The sequence below is a fragment of the Enterobacter sp. PL_is511 genome, from assembly GCF_055816065.1.
In genome coordinates this window covers 1,027,923-1,045,341 of record NZ_JBVPGP010000024.1, presented here as the reverse complement: position 1 = coordinate 1,045,341, position 17,419 = coordinate 1,027,923, and the positions used below count along the sequence as shown (strand labels likewise).

General features: G+C 59.8%; 17 protein-coding genes. 11 read left to right on the top strand and 6 right to left on the bottom strand.

Features of this window, described 5'->3' with window-relative positions; all coding sequences use genetic code 11:
• Positions 1-281: 281 nt before the first annotated feature.
• The 6 genes from xthA (at position 282) to AC0TN7_RS20490 (ending at position 6,456) form a co-directional block, all read left to right on the top strand.
• The gene (xthA, locus tag AC0TN7_RS20515; RefSeq protein WP_032645347.1) at positions 282-1,088 is read left to right on the top strand and encodes an exodeoxyribonuclease III; all 807 of its coding nucleotides are present in this window, start codon (positions 282-284) and stop codon (positions 1,086-1,088) included.
• A gap of 6 nt (positions 1,089-1,094) precedes the next feature.
• Positions 1,095-1,778, top strand: coding sequence for a TVP38/TMEM64 family protein (locus tag AC0TN7_RS20510; RefSeq protein ID WP_048991593.1), 684 nt, complete (start codon positions 1,095-1,097; stop codon positions 1,776-1,778).
• A 15-nt stretch (positions 1,779-1,793) separates the two neighbouring features.
• Positions 1,794-2,954, top strand: coding sequence for an ABC transporter substrate-binding protein (locus AC0TN7_RS20505; protein WP_473702526.1), 1,161 nt, complete (start codon positions 1,794-1,796; stop codon positions 2,952-2,954).
• Complete coding sequence (locus AC0TN7_RS20500) at positions 2,927-4,456, top strand: ABC transporter permease family protein (RefSeq protein WP_473702381.1); 1,530 nt, start codon at positions 2,927-2,929, stop codon at positions 4,454-4,456. Before AC0TN7_RS20505 ends, AC0TN7_RS20500 begins: the two co-directional genes overlap by 28 nt.
• The gene (locus AC0TN7_RS20495; RefSeq protein ID WP_024908559.1) at positions 4,456-5,076 is read left to right on the top strand and encodes an ATP-binding cassette domain-containing protein; all 621 of its coding nucleotides are present in this window, start codon (positions 4,456-4,458) and stop codon (positions 5,074-5,076) included. The genes AC0TN7_RS20500 and AC0TN7_RS20495 overlap by 1 nt, the downstream gene beginning before the upstream one ends.
• A 72-nt stretch (positions 5,077-5,148) precedes the next feature.
• Positions 5,149-6,456, top strand: a complete 1,308-nt coding sequence (locus AC0TN7_RS20490) for a sulfurtransferase (RefSeq protein WP_473702380.1) — start codon at positions 5,149-5,151, stop codon at positions 6,454-6,456.
• On the opposite strand, the gene AC0TN7_RS20485 is transcribed toward AC0TN7_RS20490, so the two are convergent.
• On the bottom strand, positions 6,453-7,070 hold the full coding sequence (locus tag AC0TN7_RS20485) for a CDP-alcohol phosphatidyltransferase family protein (RefSeq protein WP_048991598.1): 618 nt from the start codon (positions 7,068-7,070) through the stop codon (positions 6,453-6,455). The two genes, AC0TN7_RS20490 and AC0TN7_RS20485, sit on opposite strands and share 4 nt — an antisense overlap.
• Positions 7,063-7,632: a carboxymuconolactone decarboxylase family protein gene (locus tag AC0TN7_RS20480; RefSeq protein ID WP_473702379.1), complete on the bottom strand. Its 570-nt coding sequence runs from the start codon at positions 7,630-7,632 to the stop codon at positions 7,063-7,065. The genes AC0TN7_RS20485 and AC0TN7_RS20480 overlap by 8 nt, the downstream gene beginning before the upstream one ends.
• A gap of 75 nt (positions 7,633-7,707) precedes the next feature.
• On the opposite strand from AC0TN7_RS20480, the gene AC0TN7_RS20475 reads away from it, so the two are divergent.
• Positions 7,708-8,127 carry a pyrimidine (deoxy)nucleoside triphosphate diphosphatase gene (locus tag AC0TN7_RS20475; protein WP_473702378.1) on the top strand — a complete coding sequence of 140 codons (420 nt, stop codon included), beginning with the start codon at positions 7,708-7,710 and terminating at the stop codon, positions 8,125-8,127.
• Here the strand turns inward: AC0TN7_RS20475 and AC0TN7_RS20470 are convergent.
• Positions 8,084-8,362, bottom strand: a complete 279-nt coding sequence (locus AC0TN7_RS20470) for a YnjH family protein (RefSeq protein WP_024908564.1) — start codon at positions 8,360-8,362, stop codon at positions 8,084-8,086. The genes AC0TN7_RS20475 and AC0TN7_RS20470 overlap by 44 nt on opposite strands.
• Positions 8,363-8,590: 228 nt before the next feature.
• Between AC0TN7_RS20470 and gdhA the strand changes: the two genes are divergently transcribed.
• A complete protein-coding gene (gdhA, locus tag AC0TN7_RS20465; protein ID WP_024908565.1) occupies positions 8,591-9,934 on the top strand; it encodes an NADP-specific glutamate dehydrogenase in 1,344 nt (447 codons plus the stop codon).
• A 71-nt stretch (positions 9,935-10,005) separates the two neighbouring features.
• On the opposite strand, the gene AC0TN7_RS20460 is transcribed toward gdhA, so the two are convergent.
• The 3 genes from AC0TN7_RS20460 to AC0TN7_RS20450 all read right to left on the bottom strand — a co-directional run bounded on the left by AC0TN7_RS20460 (position 10,006) and on the right by AC0TN7_RS20450 (position 13,629).
• Entirely contained in the window at positions 10,006-11,913 is a 1,908-nt protein-coding gene (locus AC0TN7_RS20460) for a DNA topoisomerase III (RefSeq protein ID WP_024908566.1), read from the bottom strand.
• A 4-nt stretch (positions 11,914-11,917) separates the two neighbouring features.
• Entirely contained in the window at positions 11,918-12,961 is a 1,044-nt protein-coding gene (gene selD / locus AC0TN7_RS20455) for a selenide, water dikinase SelD (protein ID WP_473702377.1), read from the bottom strand.
• A gap of 116 nt (positions 12,962-13,077) precedes the next feature.
• A complete protein-coding gene (locus tag AC0TN7_RS20450) occupies positions 13,078-13,629 on the bottom strand; it encodes an NAD(P)H nitroreductase (protein ID WP_267214659.1) in 552 nt (183 codons plus the stop codon).
• Positions 13,630-13,796: 167 nt separating this feature from the next.
• Between AC0TN7_RS20450 and sppA the strand changes: the two genes are divergently transcribed.
• From sppA to pncA, 3 genes are all read left to right on the top strand, one after another.
• A complete protein-coding gene (gene sppA / locus AC0TN7_RS20445) occupies positions 13,797-15,653 on the top strand; it encodes a signal peptide peptidase SppA (protein WP_024908569.1) in 1,857 nt (618 codons plus the stop codon).
• A gap of 63 nt (positions 15,654-15,716) precedes the next feature.
• Entirely contained in the window at positions 15,717-16,733 is a 1,017-nt protein-coding gene (gene ansA / locus AC0TN7_RS20440; RefSeq protein ID WP_008500705.1) for an asparaginase, read from the top strand.
• Between the two features lie 9 nt (positions 16,734-16,742).
• Complete coding sequence (gene pncA / locus AC0TN7_RS20435; protein WP_148769061.1) at positions 16,743-17,384, top strand: bifunctional nicotinamidase/pyrazinamidase; 642 nt, start codon at positions 16,743-16,745, stop codon at positions 17,382-17,384.
• Positions 17,385-17,419: the final 35 nt, after the last annotated feature.

Genomic DNA, 17,419 nt, shown 5'->3' with positions numbered 1-17,419 from the left:
TATTCACTGTTAGTGCATAAAAAGTGAATATTTTTACGACAAGCGGCGCTTTGCCGCATGAAAATCAGAAAGAGTATGCACAGGCCAAATATAATTCTGGAATTGTGATCGCTCACGAAATTTATCGGTCATTTACGCCCTGTTTGGGGGCGAAGCGCGTCAGAATGGTGCAAATATTGCACCACCGGCATTATCTGTCGCAGTTATTGGTCGAACCCGGTAACAGTTGACGCAAATTCTGCTACCATCCATGCACTATTCACCTTGCACTGGCAGCGACTATGAAATTTGTCTCTTTTAATATCAACGGCCTGCGTGCCCGCCCTCATCAGCTTGAAGCTATCGTTGAGCAACATCAGCCAGATGTGATCGGCCTGCAGGAGACAAAGGTTCACGACGACATGTTCCCCCTCGAAGAGGTGGCGAAACTCGGCTACAACGTCTTCTATCACGGTCAGAAAGGACACTATGGGGTCGCGCTGCTCACCAAAGCACCGCCGGTTTCCGTGCGTCGCGGCTTCCCTGGCGACGGTGAAGAAGCGCAGCGCCGCATCATCATGGCGGAAGTGCCTTCTGCGCTCGGGAATATCACGGTCATTAACGGGTATTTCCCGCAGGGTGAAAGCCGTGACCATGAAACCAAATTCCCGGCCAAAGCGAAGTTTTATCAGGATCTGCAGGACTTCCTGACAACTGAACTCAAAAAAGAGAATCCGGTGCTGATCATGGGCGACATGAACATTAGCCCGACGGATCTCGATATCGGTATTGGCGAAGAGAACCGCAAACGCTGGCTGCGTACCGGCAAATGCTCCTTCCTGCCGGAAGAGCGTGAGTGGATGGAGCGCCTGCTGGGCTGGGGCCTGGTGGATACCTTCCGCAATGCCAACCCGGAAACGCAGGATCGCTTCTCCTGGTTTGACTACCGCTCAAAAGGCTTTGACGACAACCGTGGCCTGCGTATAGACCTGCTGCTGGCCAGTTCGCCGCTGGCCGAGCGCTGCATCGAAACCGGGATCGACTACGATATCCGCAGCATGGAAAAACCGTCTGACCACGCGCCGGTATGGGCTAAATTCAAGCTGTAATGACGCGTGAACATTCGAAAAATCGCTTTCCTGTGCGCCCTTCTGGGCGCATTTATTCTGACGTTTGTCATGCTTCCCCCGGGAACCCTCTCCCTGGAAGGGATTAAAACTCACCAGCAGGCGTTACTTTCCCATGTCAACCACGCGCCGCTGCGCAGCGCGCTGATCTTTTTTGCGCTCTATGTCGCGGTCTCCGCCCTGTCGATACCCGGCGCGGCGATCCTCACCCTGCTGGGCGGGGCGTTATTTCCCCTGTGGGAAGGCACCGCGCTGGTCTCGTTCGCCTCCACGCTCGGGGCCACGCTGGCCATGCTCGCCAGTCGTTATCTGCTGCGCGACGGGGTCCAGCGGCGGTTTGCTCAGCAGATGAAAACGGTGAACGCCGGTATGTCGCATGACGGCGCGGGCTATCTTTTTGCCCTGCGCCTGATGCCGCTGTTCCCGTTTTTTCTGGTGAATTTGCTGATGGGGCTGACCCGGATTGGCGTATTTCGCTACTGGTGGGTCAGCCAGGTCGCCATGCTGCCCGCGACGGTTGTCTTTCTGAACGCCGGGCGCGAGCTGGGAAAAGTGACCTCGCTGCGCGATATTTTGTCGCCGGGCATGATATTCGCCTTTACACTACTGGGGTTATTACCGCTGGTCACCCGCCGGCTGTTTTCCCGTTATCTCCCGTCTGCTAAAAAGTGAGGCATTATGCGCCGTGTGCGTTTTTGCGCGTTTCTGACCGGTCTGCTGCTGGCAGCCCCCCTCTCTGCCGCCGAAAGCTGGCACGCTATCCAACAACAGGCCAAAGGCCAGACCGTCTGGTTTAACGCCTGGGGCGGCGATCCGGCGGTCAACCGCTACCTTGAGTGGGTAAGCGGTGAGATGCAAACGCACTATGCCATTACCCTCAAAATCGTCCCGCTGGCGGATGCCGCCGACGCGGTAAAACGTATTCAGACCGAAGCCGCCGCGGGGCGTAAGGCCAACGGCTCGGTTGACCTGCTGTGGGTTAACGGCGAAAACTTCCGCACGTTAAAAGAAGCGAACCTGCTGCAAACCAGATGGGCGCAGACGCTGCCAAACTGGCGCTATGTCGATACCCGCAAGCCCGTTACGGAGGATTTTGCAATTCCCACAGACGGCGCGGAATCCCCGTGGGGCGGTGCGCAGCTGACCTTTATCGCCCGCAAAGCCAGCATGCCGACGCCGCCGGAGGATCCTCAGGCGCTGCTGGCTTACGCGCAGCAGCACCCGGGCAAGGTCAGCTATCCTCGCCCGCCCGATTTTACCGGCACGGCATTTCTTGAGCAGTTGCTTCTGACGCTCACCGATCGCCCTGAGGCGTTACAAAAAGCACCCGATGAAACGTTTGACCACGTTACCGCGCCGCTCTGGGCCTACCTCGATAAGCTGCACCCGCTGCTGTGGCGCGAAGGCAAAGACTTCCCCCCTTCACCCGCGCGCATGGACACCCTGCTTGCCCGCGGCAGTCTGAACCTGTCGCTGACCTTTAACCCGGCCCATGTGCAGCAGAAAGTGGCGAGCAGCGAACTGCCCGCCGACAGCTACAGCTTTGGTTTCCAGAGCGGGATGCTCGGCAACGTCCATTTTGTGGCGATTCCGGCCAATGCCAGCGCGAGCGCGGGGGCGAAAGTGGTCGCTAATTTCCTGCTGTCACCGCGGGCGCAAATCCGCAAGGCCGACCCGGTCATATGGGGAGACCCAAGCGTACTGGATGTGAAAACGCTGCCCGAGGGTGAAGCCAAACAGCTGCTCGCCCACACGCCGCAGGGGCTGCCGAAGGTGCTTGCAGAGCCGCAGTCCGCCTGGGTGAACGCGCTGGAGCAGGAATGGCTGCGTCGTTACGGCACCCGCTGAGCGGACTTGTCTGGCTGGCGATGGCGGTGATTTATCTGCCGGTCCTGCCCGCCGGCGCCATGCTGCTTGCCCCGGCGTTTTCGGTGACAAACTGGCAGCGGCTGCTGAACGATCCGCAGCTACCTCAGGCGACCGTTGCCACGCTGGTCTCAACGCTCATCGCCACGCTGGGGGCGTTGCTGATTGCCCTTTTCCTCGTCAGCCTTCTGTGGCCTGGTAAGCGCTGGCGACGTCTTACGACCCGCCTGCCGTGGCTACTGGCAATCCCCCATGTGGCGTTCGCCACCGGCGCGTTACTGCTGTTTGCCGAGGGCGGTCTGTATTATCAGATCTGCACCGTCTGTTCTCCGCCGTTTGACCGCTACGGCGTCGGTCTGGGCCTGACGCTCGCGGTCAAAGAGAGCGCGTTTGTCCTGTGGGCCATTTACGCCGTCCTGCCGGAAAAACGGCTCGCACTGCAGAAGATCGTCCTGCAAACCTTTGGCTATGGGCGTTTTCAGACGCTCAGCTGGCTGATCCTTCCGGCGATTGCGCCCGTTCTCGGCGCGGTGATGCTGGCGGTGCTGGCGTGGTCGCTGTCGGTCGTGGACGTGGCGATCGTGCTCGGGCCCGGAAACCCGCCTACCCTGGCCGTGTTGGCCTGGCAGTGGCTGAGCCAGGGCGACGCGCAGCAGCAGGCAAAAGGGACGCTGCTGTGCCTGCTTCTCCTCGTGCTGCTGGCCGCGCTTGCCGCACTTGGGTACGGTTTATGGAAGGCATGGCGCCGCAGGGTTCCGGACCTCAGCGGGACACGCCGCAGGTCTGAGCGCGTTCTGCCTGAACGTACACTCAGCGGCTTTCTGCCCGCATGTGGCATCCTGTGCGCCGCGGTGCTGCTGATACTGGCACAGCGGGACGACGTGGGTCCCGTGGGGACCAGCCTTTCCTTCGGGCTGCTTTCGAGCCTGATCGCCCTGCTCATCAGCGTTCTCTGGCTGGAATGGGGCCCGCAGCGCGGCACACTGTGGGTATGGTTACCGCTCGCCCTTCCGGCGCTGCCGCTCGTCACCGGGCAATACTTTATTGCTTTGCATCTGGGACTCGACGGGAACTATGCCGCCGTGCTCTGGAGCCACCTTCTGTGGGTATTACCGTGGACGCTGCTGGTGCTGCAACCCGCCTGGCGGCGGATCGATCCCCGACTTGTTCTTACCGCCAGAACGCTCGGCTGGCGACGGGAAAAAATATTCTTGCTGCTGAAATGCCCCCTGCTGGTGCGCCCTGCGCTGCTGGCCTTTGCCACCGGCTTTTCCGTCAGCATGGCACAATACATGCCGACGTTGTGGCTGGGCGCGGGGCGTTTCGCCACGCTGACCACCGAAACCGTCGCGCTCAGCAGCGGAGGCAGCATCCCGATTCTCGCTAACCGGGCGCTGGGATTACTGCTGGTCACGGGCACGGTGTTTGGTCTTGCCGCCCTGTTATCCCGGCTCGTGGGCCGCTACCGTCAAGGATTACGATAATGCTGAAGGTAAAAGATCTCACCATCGAACCGCTTTTCCGCGAGGTCAGTTTTTGCGTGCCTCGCGGGGAGATCGTCACCCTGATGGGGCCGTCCGGCAGCGGAAAATCGACCCTATTTGCGTGGATGGTCGGCGCGCTGTCAGACGATTTCCAGGCACGGGGCGAACTGTGGCTCGACGCGCGTCGCTGCGACGGACTTCCCGTGGAGTCCCGCGGGCTGGGTATTCTCTTTCAGGACGCGCTGCTGTTCGACCCGTTCAGCGTCGGGCAAAATTTGCTGCTGGCGCTGCCTGAGCGGATCGCCGGGCGCGCGCGTCGGGAAGCGGTCGAGCAGGCGCTGGATTCCGCCGGGCTGAGCGGTCATTACGCCAGCGATCCGGCCACTCTTTCCGGCGGGGAGCGCGCCCGGGTCAGCCTGCTGCGGGCCCTGCTCGCGGAGCCGCAGGCGCTGCTGCTGGACGAACCGTTCAGCCGCCTCGATAAAGCGTTGCGGGCCTCATTTCGGGCATGGGTGTTTGACGCCGTCCGCGCGCGCAATATTCCGGTGGTGCTGGTCACGCACGATGAAGACGATATTCCGCCCGGCGGCGAGCTGATTGAGATTTCTCGCTGGCAATAATGTGCTAACGCAATGTTTTCCGATTCGGGAGAGACGACAATGCCCCCTCTTTTACTGACGTCAGGTTATTCGATGAAACGTGTTTCTCAACTGACCGCGCTGGCCCTGCTCTGCGGCCTCGCTTCTTTTTCCTCGCTGGCGGCTGATATGCCCAACGCCATCACGCTGTCTCAGCTTCAGGCGCAGCACGGCACGCCTGTCGACACCCGCGCCAGCGCGTTTTACAACGGCTGGCCGCAGACGCTCAGCGGCCCCTCCGGGCATGAACCCGCCGCACTCAACCTTGCTGCCGCCTGGCTTAGCGCCATGAGCGACGAGCAGATTGCGCTTTGGGCAAAACAACATCAGCTTACACCTGCAACGGCCATCGCCCTGTACGGCGACGAGAACGATAACCAGGCGGTGAAAGCCCGCCTGGAGAAAGCAGGTTACCGCCACGTTTCGCTGCTCAGCGACGCACTGCAGACCCCAGACCGCCTTCAGCGCCTGCCTCATTTTGAACAGCTGGTTTACCCGCAGTGGATCCACCGCCTCCAGCAGGGTAAACCCGTGACCGCCGCGCCGTCGGGTGACTGGAAAGTGATCGAAGCCGCATGGGGCGCACCGAAGTTTTACCTGCTGAACCACATTCCCGGCGCGGGCTACATCGATACTAACGAAGTGGAAAGCGAGCCGCTGTGGAATAAAGTCTCCGACGACAAGCTGAAAGCGATGCTGGCGAAGCACGGGATCCGCCACGACACCACCGTCATCTTGTATGGTCGTGACGTTTACGCCGCCGCGCGCGTGGCGCAGATTATGCTGTATGCGGGCGTGAAGGATGTGCGTATTCTCGACGGCGGCTGGAAGGCGTGGTCAGATGCAGGCCTCCCGGTTGAGCGCGGCACGCCCGGCAAAGTGACGCCAGCCCCCGATTTCGGCGCGCCAATCCCCGGCCAGCCGCAGCTGATGGTCGATATGGAACAGGCGCGCGGGATGCTGCACCGTCAGGATGCCTCCCTGGTCAGCATTCGTTCGTGGCCGGAGTTCATCGGCGAAACAAGCGGCTACAGCTACATCAAGCCAAAAGGTGAAATAGCCGGTGCCCGCTGGGGTCATGCGGGCAGCGATGCTACCCACATGGAGGATTTCCATAACCCGGATGGCACCATGCGCAGTGCGGACGACATCGCCGCCCAGTGGAAGCGCTGGAATATTCTGCCGGAACAGCACGTCGCGTTTTACTGCGGCACCGGCTGGCGGGCGTCCGAAACCTTTATGTACGCCCGGTCGATGGGCTGGAAGAATATCGCCGTCTATGACGGCGGCTGGTACGAATGGAGCAGTCACCCGCAGAACCCGGTGACAACCGGTGAGCGCGGGCCAGAAAGCGCTCTCTAAGGGTTGAGTGACTTCAGCGTCACGTAGCCGCTCCAGACGCGCGTTGTGGTGGTCAGCCAGCACAGCGCGCCAAATACCCACGCGAAAAGCGTGAAGTGCGCCGGGAAAAGGCAGCACAGCACAAACAGCGCGATGGTCTCCGTCCCTTCCGTTAACCCGCCGATGTAATAAAACGACTTGTGCGCATAGCCGGGGTTGTCGATGTCGTGCTTCGCGGCCAGCGCCGCAAACGCCAGAAAACTGCTGCCGGTACCAATAAACGCAAACAGCAGCCAGGCGGCCGCCAGCGCATTCTCTGCGGGAGCAGCGAGCGCAAAGCCAAACGGCACCAGAGCGTAGAACAGAAAGTCGAGCGCGATATCGAGAAATCCTCCCGCATCGGTCAGCCCTCTGCGGCGCGCCAGCGCCCCGTCCAGACCGTCCAGCAGGCGGTTAAGCACGATGGCGACCAGCGCAGCAGGATACCAGCCGAGGGCCAGAAACGGCAGCGCCAGCACGCCAATCGCAAACCCGGAAAGGGTTAATCCGTCGGGCGTAATGCCCGGCCTGTCCAGCACGGAAACCAGACGATTCAGAACGGGCTTTACCCGCGGGTGCAGATGACGGTCAAGCATGTGGCGTCTCATTAAACGTGGCGCACAGCCCCTGAGCCGGAATATCCAGCGCGGCGTTAAAGCGGGCGGAGAGATTCTGAAAGGCAATGAGCGCCGTCATCTCGGTGATGGCGTCATCCGTAAAGTGGCGCTTCAGCGCCGTTCTGATGGCCTCATCCGCCCGGGGCGGCGTGGCGGTCACCGCCTCGGCGTAGGCCAGCGCCGCGCGCTCCTGCTCGGAGAACAAAGTGGAATCATGCCAGTTGCCCACAGCCTGAACCTTATCCAGCGCGCCGCAGCGCTCGGCCAGCCGCAGGCTGTTGGCATCAATACAGAAAGCGCAGTGGCAGAGCTGGGACACCCGCGTCATGAGCAGCGAACGAAGCACGGGCGTCAGGCGCGCGCGACGACGCTCCAGAAAACCGACGAACAGCGCTACCAGCCAGAACAGACGCGGCATGCGCCCCCACCAGCGCGTGGGATTCAGCACGGCGCCAAAATGCTTTTTCTGCATCACGGCAATGGGTTTAAGGCTGGCGGGAAGGGATTCGATAGGGGCAACCCAGGCGGTAGTCTCTTTCACCTGATTCTCCTGATAGCTGGACTCTGAGAAAGGGCACGATAATATGTCTTTTTTCGCTATCAATTATTGACGACCATGCTGAAAACACTCGATGTCGTTGCCGCCATCATCGAAAAAGACGACAAAATTTTACTTGCGCAGCGCCCTGCCCACGCCGACCAGCCGGGCATGTGGGAATTTGCAGGCGGTAAAGTCGAGGCCGGAGAAACCCAGACCGAGGCGCTTATCCGCGAGCTGCGTGAAGAGTTGGGTATTGAAGCGCTGCCTGCGCAATATGTAGCAAGCCACCAGCGCGAAGTCTCGCAGCGGTTAATCAACCTGCACGCCTGGCACGTTCCTGCGTTTAGCGGCGAGCTCACGGCGCACTACCACAGCGCGCTGGCGTGGTGTACGCCGGAAGAGGCGTTTGGCTACGCCCTGGCCCCCGCGGATATTCCGCTGCTGGAAGCGTTTATTGTTTTACGCGACGCCAGACCAGCGGATTCGTGCCGATAACGCGCTCGTCGCGCTGGCACTGCAACAGCACGCCGTCCGCTTTCACCACGGCCCCTTCCGAGTAGTTCTGATTCTGATAGATACAGCACTGATTGCAGGGCTGCACCGTTTGATTCTGACCGCTGGAGCTAAACACTTCCGGCGGCACATTCACCTCCACATCCGGACGAATGCGGTCAGCCTGCGCGCCAGCAGTGAAGATCAGACATAACGCGGTGAGTAGATAACGGTTCATAGACACATCTTCCTGTTGTTCCTTGATAATGACTATAACGGTAAACCAGAGCGGAACCTTTAATTTATCTCTTCATCGCTTTTGGTTATGACGCCTGCGCTCTCATTAATTTCCCTTTCGCCCTACATTTCTGCTTGCCACACAAAGCGGTACGGGTGATATAGTCAAAAAAACAACACAAATCGCATAAGTAATACACATAAAATACAATAAGAGGTTCTTATATCTATGGATCAGACACGCTCTCTGGAAAGTTTCCTTGCCCATGTTCAGCAGCGCGACCCGCACCAGAGCGAGTTCGCGCAGGCCGTGCGTGAAGTGATGACCACCCTGTGGCCCTTCCTTGAACAAAACCCGCGCTATCGCCAGATGTCTCTGCTTGAACGCCTTGTCGAGCCAGAGCGCGTGATCCAGTTCCGCGTGACGTGGGTGGACGATCGCAATCAGGTGCAGGTCAACCGCGCGTGGCGCGTGCAGTTTAACTCGGCCATTGGCCCGTTTAAGGGTGGCATGCGCTTCCACCCGTCCGTAAACCTGTCAATTCTGAAGTTCCTCGGCTTCGAGCAGACCTTTAAAAACGCCCTCACCACGCTCCCGATGGGCGGCGGGAAAGGCGGCAGTGATTTCGATCCGAAAGGCAAAAGCGAAGGCGAAGTGATGCGCTTCTGCCAGGCGCTGATGACCGAGCTCTACCGTCACCTCGGCCCGGATACCGACGTACCTGCCGGTGATATCGGCGTCGGCGGACGTGAAGTAGGCTTTATGGCCGGGATGATGAAAAAGCTCTCCAACAACAGCGCCTGCGTCTTTACCGGTAAAGGGCTGTCGTTTGGCGGGAGCCTGATCCGCCCGGAAGCGACCGGGTACGGCCTGGTTTACTTCACCGAGGCCATGCTCAAGCGCCACGGTTTAGGCTTTGAAGGCATGCGCGTCGCGGTGTCCGGCTCCGGTAACGTGGCGCAGTACGCGATTGAGAAAGCGATGCAGTTTGGCGCTCGCGTGGTAACCGCCTCTGACTCCAGCGGCACGGTGGTGGATGAAGCGGGCTTTACGGCAGAGAAGCTGGCGCGCCTGTGTGAAATCAAAGCCAGCCGCGATGGCCGCGTGGCGGATTACGCCCGGGAGTTTGGCCTGACCTACCTGGAAGGAAAACAGCCGTGGGGTGTGCCGGTGGATATCGCCCTGCCGTGCGCCACGCAGAACGAGCTGGACGTTGAAGCCGCGCGCACGTTGATTAGCAACGGCGTAAAAGCGGTGGCCGAAGGGGCGAACATGCCGACCACCATCGACGCCACGAACCTGTTCCTTGAGGCAGGCGTGCTGTTTGCACCGGGCAAGGCCGCTAACGCCGGTGGCGTGGCAACCTCCGGCCTCGAGATGGCACAAAACGCCGCACGTCTCGGCTGGAAGGCAGAAAAAGTGGATGCGCGCCTGCACCATATCATGCTGGATATTCACCACGCCTGCGTGGAGTACGGCGGTGAAGCGTCGCAAACCAACTACGTGCGCGGGGCGAATATCGCCGGGTTCGTGAAGGTGGCAGATGCCATGATTGGGCAGGGTGTGATTTAAGGTTTATATCGTGCGGCCGGGTGCCCTCACCCCAGCCCTCTCCCACAGGGAGAGGGAGAAAACCGGGCGTATCAGGCCGCGCTCTTCTTCTTTTTAAACGGTTTCTTCGCCCCCGCGCCTGGTGCAACCATCCCTCTGAAGCGCTTCACCGGCGTGCTGCGCGCCTGATCGATCAGCTGGTAAAGCGTCCCCACCAGCGGCTGCATAAAGTCCTGATAGCGGCACTGCTTCTCGCTGATCTGCGTCAGCACCGATTCCCAGTGCGCGGTCATGTCCGGCCTGGCGGCCAGCTCCGGCAGGGAATGAATCAGCGCGCGTCCCGGCTCGGTCGAATGGATATAGCGCCCCTTTTTCTCAAGAAAACCGCGCTTAAAGAGCAGCTCGATGATACCCGCGCGGGTTGCTTCCGTACCCAGACCGTCGGTGGCGCGCAGGATCTTCTTCAGATCTTTATCCTGCACAAAGCGGGCGATCCCGGTCATCGCCGACAGCAGCGTCGCATCGGTGAAATGGCGCGGCGGCTGAGTCTGACGCTCAACCACTTCGCCCTTCTCGCACAGCAGTTCGTCATCTTTAGCAACTACCGGCAGCGGCGTGCCGTCGTTCTCCTCGTCACGCTCTTTGTTCCCCAGCAGCGTGCGCCAGCCTGCTTCTGCAAGGAAACGGGCTTTCGCAATGAATTTCCCTTTCGCGATTTCCAGTTCGATTACGCATTTGCGGAACACCGCGTCCGGGCAGAACTGCATCAGGTACTGACGGGCGATCAGGTTATAGACCTTCGCTTCGTTATCGGTCAGGTTGACGCTGCTGGCACGCGCCGTCGGGATAATCGCGTGGTGGGCGTCCACCTTTTTATCGTCCCAGCAGCGGTTATGGGTGTCCGGGTTCACCACCGGCTGCGGCAGGAGATCCGGCGCGTGCACGCTAATGGCGTTCATCACAGAATGGCGTCCGGCAAAGTGCTCTTCCGGCAGATAACGGCTATCCGAACGCGGATAAGTGATCAGCTTGTGGGTTTCATAGAGCTTCTGGCAGATATCCAGCACGTTCTGCGCGCTGAGGCCAAAGCGCTTCGCGGCCTCAATCTGCAGGGCCGACAGCGAGAACGGCAGCGGCGCGGGTTCTGATTCCCGTTTATCGTTATAGCTGGTGACGATGGCCGGCTGTCCGGTAATACGGTTAACCACATGATCCGCCAGCGGGCGGTGCAGCAAACGCCCCTCTTCATCCTGATATGACTCGCAGGCATCGCTCGGCTGCCAGACGGCGGTAAAGCGCTCGTCTTTAGGCGTGACGATATGCGCTTTCACCTCAAAGAAATCTTTAGCGACGAAATTCTCAATCTCTTCGTCACGACGCACGACCAGCCCCAGCACCGGCGTCTGCACGCGCCCCACGGAGAGCACGCCCTGATAGCCCGCGTTGCGCCCGAGGATGGTGTAGGCGCGGGTCATGTTGATACCGTACAGCCAGTCGGCGCGGGCACGCGCGAGCGCCGAGACGCACAGCGGAATAAACTCGCTGTTGGCGCGCAGGCGCGAAATGGCTCGCTCCACCGCCTGCGGGTTAAGGTCGTTGATCAGGCAGCGCTGCACCTGCTGGCGCTTTTCCGGCGCCAGCTCCAGATAGTCCAGCACCTCATCCACCAGCAGTTGCCCTTCCCTGTCCGGGTCACCCGCGTGCACGATTTCAGCGGCTTCATGCAGGAAGCGCTTGATAACGTTCAGCTGTTTGGTGACCGAAGGCCGGGGCTGCAGGCGCCATTTTTCCGGCACGATGGGCAGATCGTTTAAATTCCAGCGGGCATAGCGGCTGTCATAGACATCCGGCTGCGCCTGCTCAAGCAGGTGACCGATACACCAGGTGACCACCTGCCCGTTACCGCATTCGATAAAGCCGTCGCCTTTGCGATGCGGCTTAGGCAGCACGTCGGCGATGGCACGGGCCAGGCTCGGCTTTTCGGCAATAAACAACCGCATCGAATTAACGGATCTCAATCATCGGTCGGCCACCGCGCGCGGTCACCAGCTCGCCGAGCGCCGTCAGGGTGATGCCGAACTCGGCGGCCGTAGCCTGAACCTCGGCTTCTGACTCCGGCGTCACCGCCAGCAGCAGGCCGCCGGAGGTTTGCGGATCGCACAGCAGGTTGCGCCACTCCTCAGGCATTTCGCCCATCAGGTGACCGTAGCTGGCGAAGTTGCGCTGGGTACCGCCCGGGACCGCGCCCTGAGCAATATACTCCTCCACGCCCGGCAGCTTCGGCACGTCCTGATACCAGATCTGCGCCTGCACGCCCGCGCCCTGACAGACCTCAGAGAGGTGTCCCAGCAGACCAAAACCGGTGACGTCGGTCATCGCCTTCACGCCGTCGATATTGGCGAACGCCGCACCGGCGAGGTTCATCTGGCACATCACTTCCGTTGCCAGACCTTTGTGCTCGGGCTTCAGCAGGGACTTTTTCTCGGCGGTGGTCAGCACGCCAATGCCCAGCGGCTTGGTGAGGAACAGCTTGCAGCCCGCCTGCGCGGTGCTGTTGCGCTTCACGCGTTCGGTCGGCACCACGCCGGTGACGGCCAGGCCGAAGATCGGTTCAGGTGCATCAATAGAGTGACCACCGGCCAGCGCAATCCCCGCCTGCTGGCAGGCAAAACGGCCGCCATCAATCACTTCACGTGCCACTTCCGGCGGGATGGTGTTGATCGGCCAGCCCAGAATGGCAATCGCCATGATCGGCTTCCCCCCCATGGCGAAGATATCGCTGATGGCGTTGGTGGCCGCAATGCGACCGAAGTCGAACGGGTTGTCGACAATCGGCATAAAGAAGTCGGTGGTGCTGATAATGCTGGTGCCGTTACCTAAGTCATAAACTGCAGCATCGTCACGCGTTTCGTTGCCGACAAGCAGGTTCGGGTCGACAAACTTCGCCTGTTCACTGTGCAGGATGGTCTCCAGCACTTTCGGGGAAATTTTACAACCGCAACCGGCTCCGTGGCTGTACTGCGTTAAACGAATGGTTTGCTCGCTCATGGACGTCTCCTGTCATCTCAATCGCGCTATGGTAGCGCTCATTCCATAAAGAGGTAAGTATGACTGTCTGAATTCTGCGGCAGATGCTCAGAATCCAGACAGTTTAGCGTGCGTTATCAGAAACGGCTGACGAAAGGCGTGGTGTCCGGCACGCTGATGGTGCTGGAGGCTTTAAGCTGCGGGGTACCGAGGTAGAGGAAGCCGACAATTTTGTCATGCTCACCGCAGCCAAAACCGTCCCGGACCGCCGGGCTTTCGGTCAGCGGGCCGGTGCGCCAGATACCGTTGAAGCCTTGTGCGACAGCGGCCATTTGCATCGCCATCACCGCACAGCCTGCGGACATTTCCTGCTCCCAAACCGGCACCTTATGGTCGGCCTGGCATTTTGCCACGACGGTGACGATCATCGGCGCGCGGAACGGAGCATTGCGCGCCTTGTCGATCCCTTTCTCATCCTGCCCGGCGGCCACCGCCCCCTGCTCCAGCAGCAGACTGAAACGATCGCGGCCTTCGCCTTCAATTACAAAGAAGTGCCATGGCTGCAGTGTGCCATGATCGGGGGCACGCATGCCGGCACGCAGAATGTTCTCCAGCTGCTCGCCTGCCGGGGCAGGTTCGGCCAGACGGGAAGCGCTACGGCGGTTAACAAGCAGTTCGAGTGCGTCCATTGGTTAACTCCTTTCTTGAAATTTACTCACAAAATTAACACGGCGGCAGATTTTGTTACAGCCTGGCAGGCGATTCCTGCTGACAAGTGGCGGTTGGGTCATTACGATAACCCAACATTACCGTCCAGTGGCGACGGAAACAGTCATTTTCTGGTTAGGGAGAATACATGCGAACCCTTTGGCGAATCATTGCCGGTTTCTTTAAATGGACGTGGAGACTGCTCAACTTCGTCCGCAACCTGGTGATGAACATCTTCTTCATCTTCCTGGTTCTGGTTTGCGCGGGCATCTGGATGCATATCAGTAATGCGAATCAGGCGCAGCATTCAACGCGCGGCGCGCTATTACTCGATATCACCGGCGTTATCGTTGATAAGCCGTCCACCAGCAGTCGCCTGAGCGTGATTGGTCGCCAGCTGTTTGGCGCAACCTCAGATCGTCTGCAGGAAAACTCCCTGTTTGATATCGTCGATACCATCCGCCAGGCCAAAAACGACCGTAACATCACCGGGATCGTGCTGGATCTGAAAGATTTTGCCGGAGGCGATCAGCCTTCAATGCAGTACATCGGTAAAGCGCTGCGCGAATTCCGCGACAGCGGCAAGCCGGTGATTGCCGTGGGCGACAGCTACAGCCAGGGGCAATATTATCTGGCGAGCTTCGCCAATAAGATCTGGCTCTCCCCGCAGGGTACGGTAGATCTGCACGGCTTTGCCACCAACGGCCTGTACTACAAATCGCTGCTCGACAAGCTGAAGGTCACCACCCACGTCTTCCGCGTCGGTACCTATAAATCCGCCGTTGAGCCGTTTATCCGCGATGATATGTCCCCTGCCGCCCGCGAAGCGGACAGCCGCTGGATTGGCGAGCTGTGGCAGAACTATCTGGGCACCGTTGCCGCGAACCGTCAGATTACGCCTGAGCAGGCGTTCCCTGGCGCGCAGGGCGTGCTGGAAGGCCTGCGTAAGGTTGACGGCGATACCGCGAAATATGCGCTGGATAACAAACTGGTTGATGCCCTGGGCACCAGCGCCGAGATTGAAAAATCCCTGAGCAAGCAGTTTGGCTGGAGCAAAGAGGATAAAAACTACAGCGCCATCAGCATGTATGATTACTCGACGAAAAAGCCGGATGACAGCGGTGACAGCGTCGCGGTGGTCTTTGCCAACGGTGCGATCATGGACGGTCAGGAGACCCCGGGGAACGTGGGCGGCGATACTACCGCGTCACAAATCCGCGATGCGCGCCTGGATCCGAAAGTGAAAGCGATTGTCCTGCGGGTCAACAGCCCTGGCGGCAGCGTGAGCGCCTCCGAGGTGATCCGCGCTGAACTGGCTGCGGCGCGCGCCGCCGGTAAGCCGGTCGTCGTCTCAATGGGCGGAATGGCCGCCTCCGGAGGTTACTGGATCTCAACGCCAGCCAACTACATCGTGGCTAACCCAAGCACGCTGACCGGTTCGATTGGCATCTTCGGGGTGATCAACACCGTGGAGAACAGCCTGGATTCCCTGGGCGTGCATACCGATGGCGTAGCGACCTCTCCGCTGGCGGATGTGTCGGTGACCAAATCCCTGCCGCCGGAAGTCTCTGAGATGATGCAGCTCAGCATTGAGAACGGCTATAAACGCTTTATCACCCTGGTCGCAGACTCGCGTAAAAAGACGCCTGAGCAGATCGACCAGATTGCGCAGGGCCACGTCTGGACCGGTCAGGATGCGAAGAGCAACGGACTGGTGGACAGTCTGGGTGACTTCGATGACGCGGTGAAGAAAGCCGCCGAACTGGCGAAGCTGAAGCAGTGGCATATCGAGTATTACCAGGACGAACCGTCGTTCTTCGATATGGTCATGGACAGCATGTCCGGCTCGGTACGCGCCATGCTGCCGGAGGCGCTGCAGGCTTACCTGCCTGCGCCAGTCGCCACGGCGGCAAAAGCGATGAAGGCAGAAAGCGATAAGCTTGCGGCCTTTAACGATCCACAGAGTCGTTACGCGTTTTGCCTGACCTGCGCTAACGTCCGTTAAAAACCGTCCCCTCTTCCCGCGAAGAGGGGATTTTTTTCTTTTGAAGAACAAGAACTCACTACCATGCAGAAGAAATCGATTTATGTAGCCTACACTGGCGGTACCATCGGTATGCAGCGCTCCGAAAACGGCTATATCCCCGTCTCCGGCCACCTTCAGCGTCAGCTTGCGCTGATGCCTGAATTCCACCGTCCGGAAATGCCTGACTTCACCATCCACGAATACGAGCCGCTGATGGACTCCTCCGACATGACGCCGGAAGACTGGCAGCACATCGCGGATGACATTAAAGCCCATTACGACCAGTACGACGGCTTCGTGATCCTGCACGGTACCGACACCATGGCGTTTACCGCCTCGGCGCTCTCCTTCATGCTGGAGAACCTGAGCAAGCCGGTTATCGTCACCGGGTCGCAAATCCCGCTGGCGGAGCTGCGCTCCGACGGGCAGATCAACCTGCTGAACTCCCTGTACGTGGCGGCGAATTACCCGATCAACGAAGTGTCGCTGTTCTTTAATAACCGTCTGTATCGCGGCAACCGCACCACCAAAGCCCACGCAGACGGCTTTGACGCCTTTGCCTCCCCTAACCTGCAGCCGCTGCTGGAGGCCGGTATTCATATCCGTCGTCTGGGAACCCCTCCGGCGCCGAACACCGCCGGCGAGCTGATTGTGCATCCGATTACTCCGCAACCGATTGGCGTGGTCACCATCTATCCGGGCATCTCTGCCGACGTGGTGCGTAACTTCCTGCGCCAGCCGGTGAAGGCGCTGATCCTGCGCTCCTACGGCGTGGGCAATGCGCCGCAGAACGGTGAATTCCTGAAAGAGCTTCAGGAAGCCAGCGAGCGCGGAATTGTGGTGGTGAACCTGACCCAGTGCATGTCCGGTAAAGTGAATATGGGCGGCTATGCCACCGGCAACGCGCTGGCGCATGCGGGGGTCATCAGCGGCTTCGATATGACCGTTGAGGCAACGCTGACTAAACTTCACTATTTACTGAGTCAGGATCTGGACATTCAGTCCATTCGCAGCGCGATGATGCAAAACCTGCGCGGCGAGCTGACCCCGGACGAATAAGGAGTGCTCATGAAGCAACGCGCCCTGCTACTGGTCGATTTGCAAAATGATTTCTGCGCGGGCGGTGCGCTGGCCGTCGCCGAAGGTGACAGCACCGTTGACGTAGCAAACACGCTGATTGACTGGTGCAAAGCCCGCGGCGAAGCGGTTGTCGCAAGCCAGGACTGGCACCCGGCGAACCACGGCAGCTTTGCCAGCCAGCATAACGTCGAGCCCTTCACTCAGGGAGAGCTCGACGGGCTGGCGCAAACCTTCTGGCCGGATCACTGCGTACAGCAGACGGAAGGCGCGGCGCTGCATCCGCTCCTGAATCAGAGAGCCATCGACGCGGTGTTCCATAAAGGTGAAAACCCGGCTATCGACAGCTATAGCGCGTTTTTTGATAACGGGCATCGCCAGAAAACGGCGCTGGACGCGTGGTTACGTCATCACGAAATCACGGAGCTGATTGTGCTGGGGCTGGCGACGGACTACTGCGTGAAGTTCACCGTGCTGGATGCGCTCCAGTTAGGTTATACCGTCAGCGTCATCACCGACGGCTGCCGCGGGGTGAACATTCACCCGCAGGACAGCGCTCAGGCGTTTATGGATATGGCTGCGGAAGGCGCGACGCTGTATACGCTCGAAGACTGGCTGGAGACGCAGGCGTAAGCCTTTTAAGCCGGGTGGCGCTGACGCTTACCCGG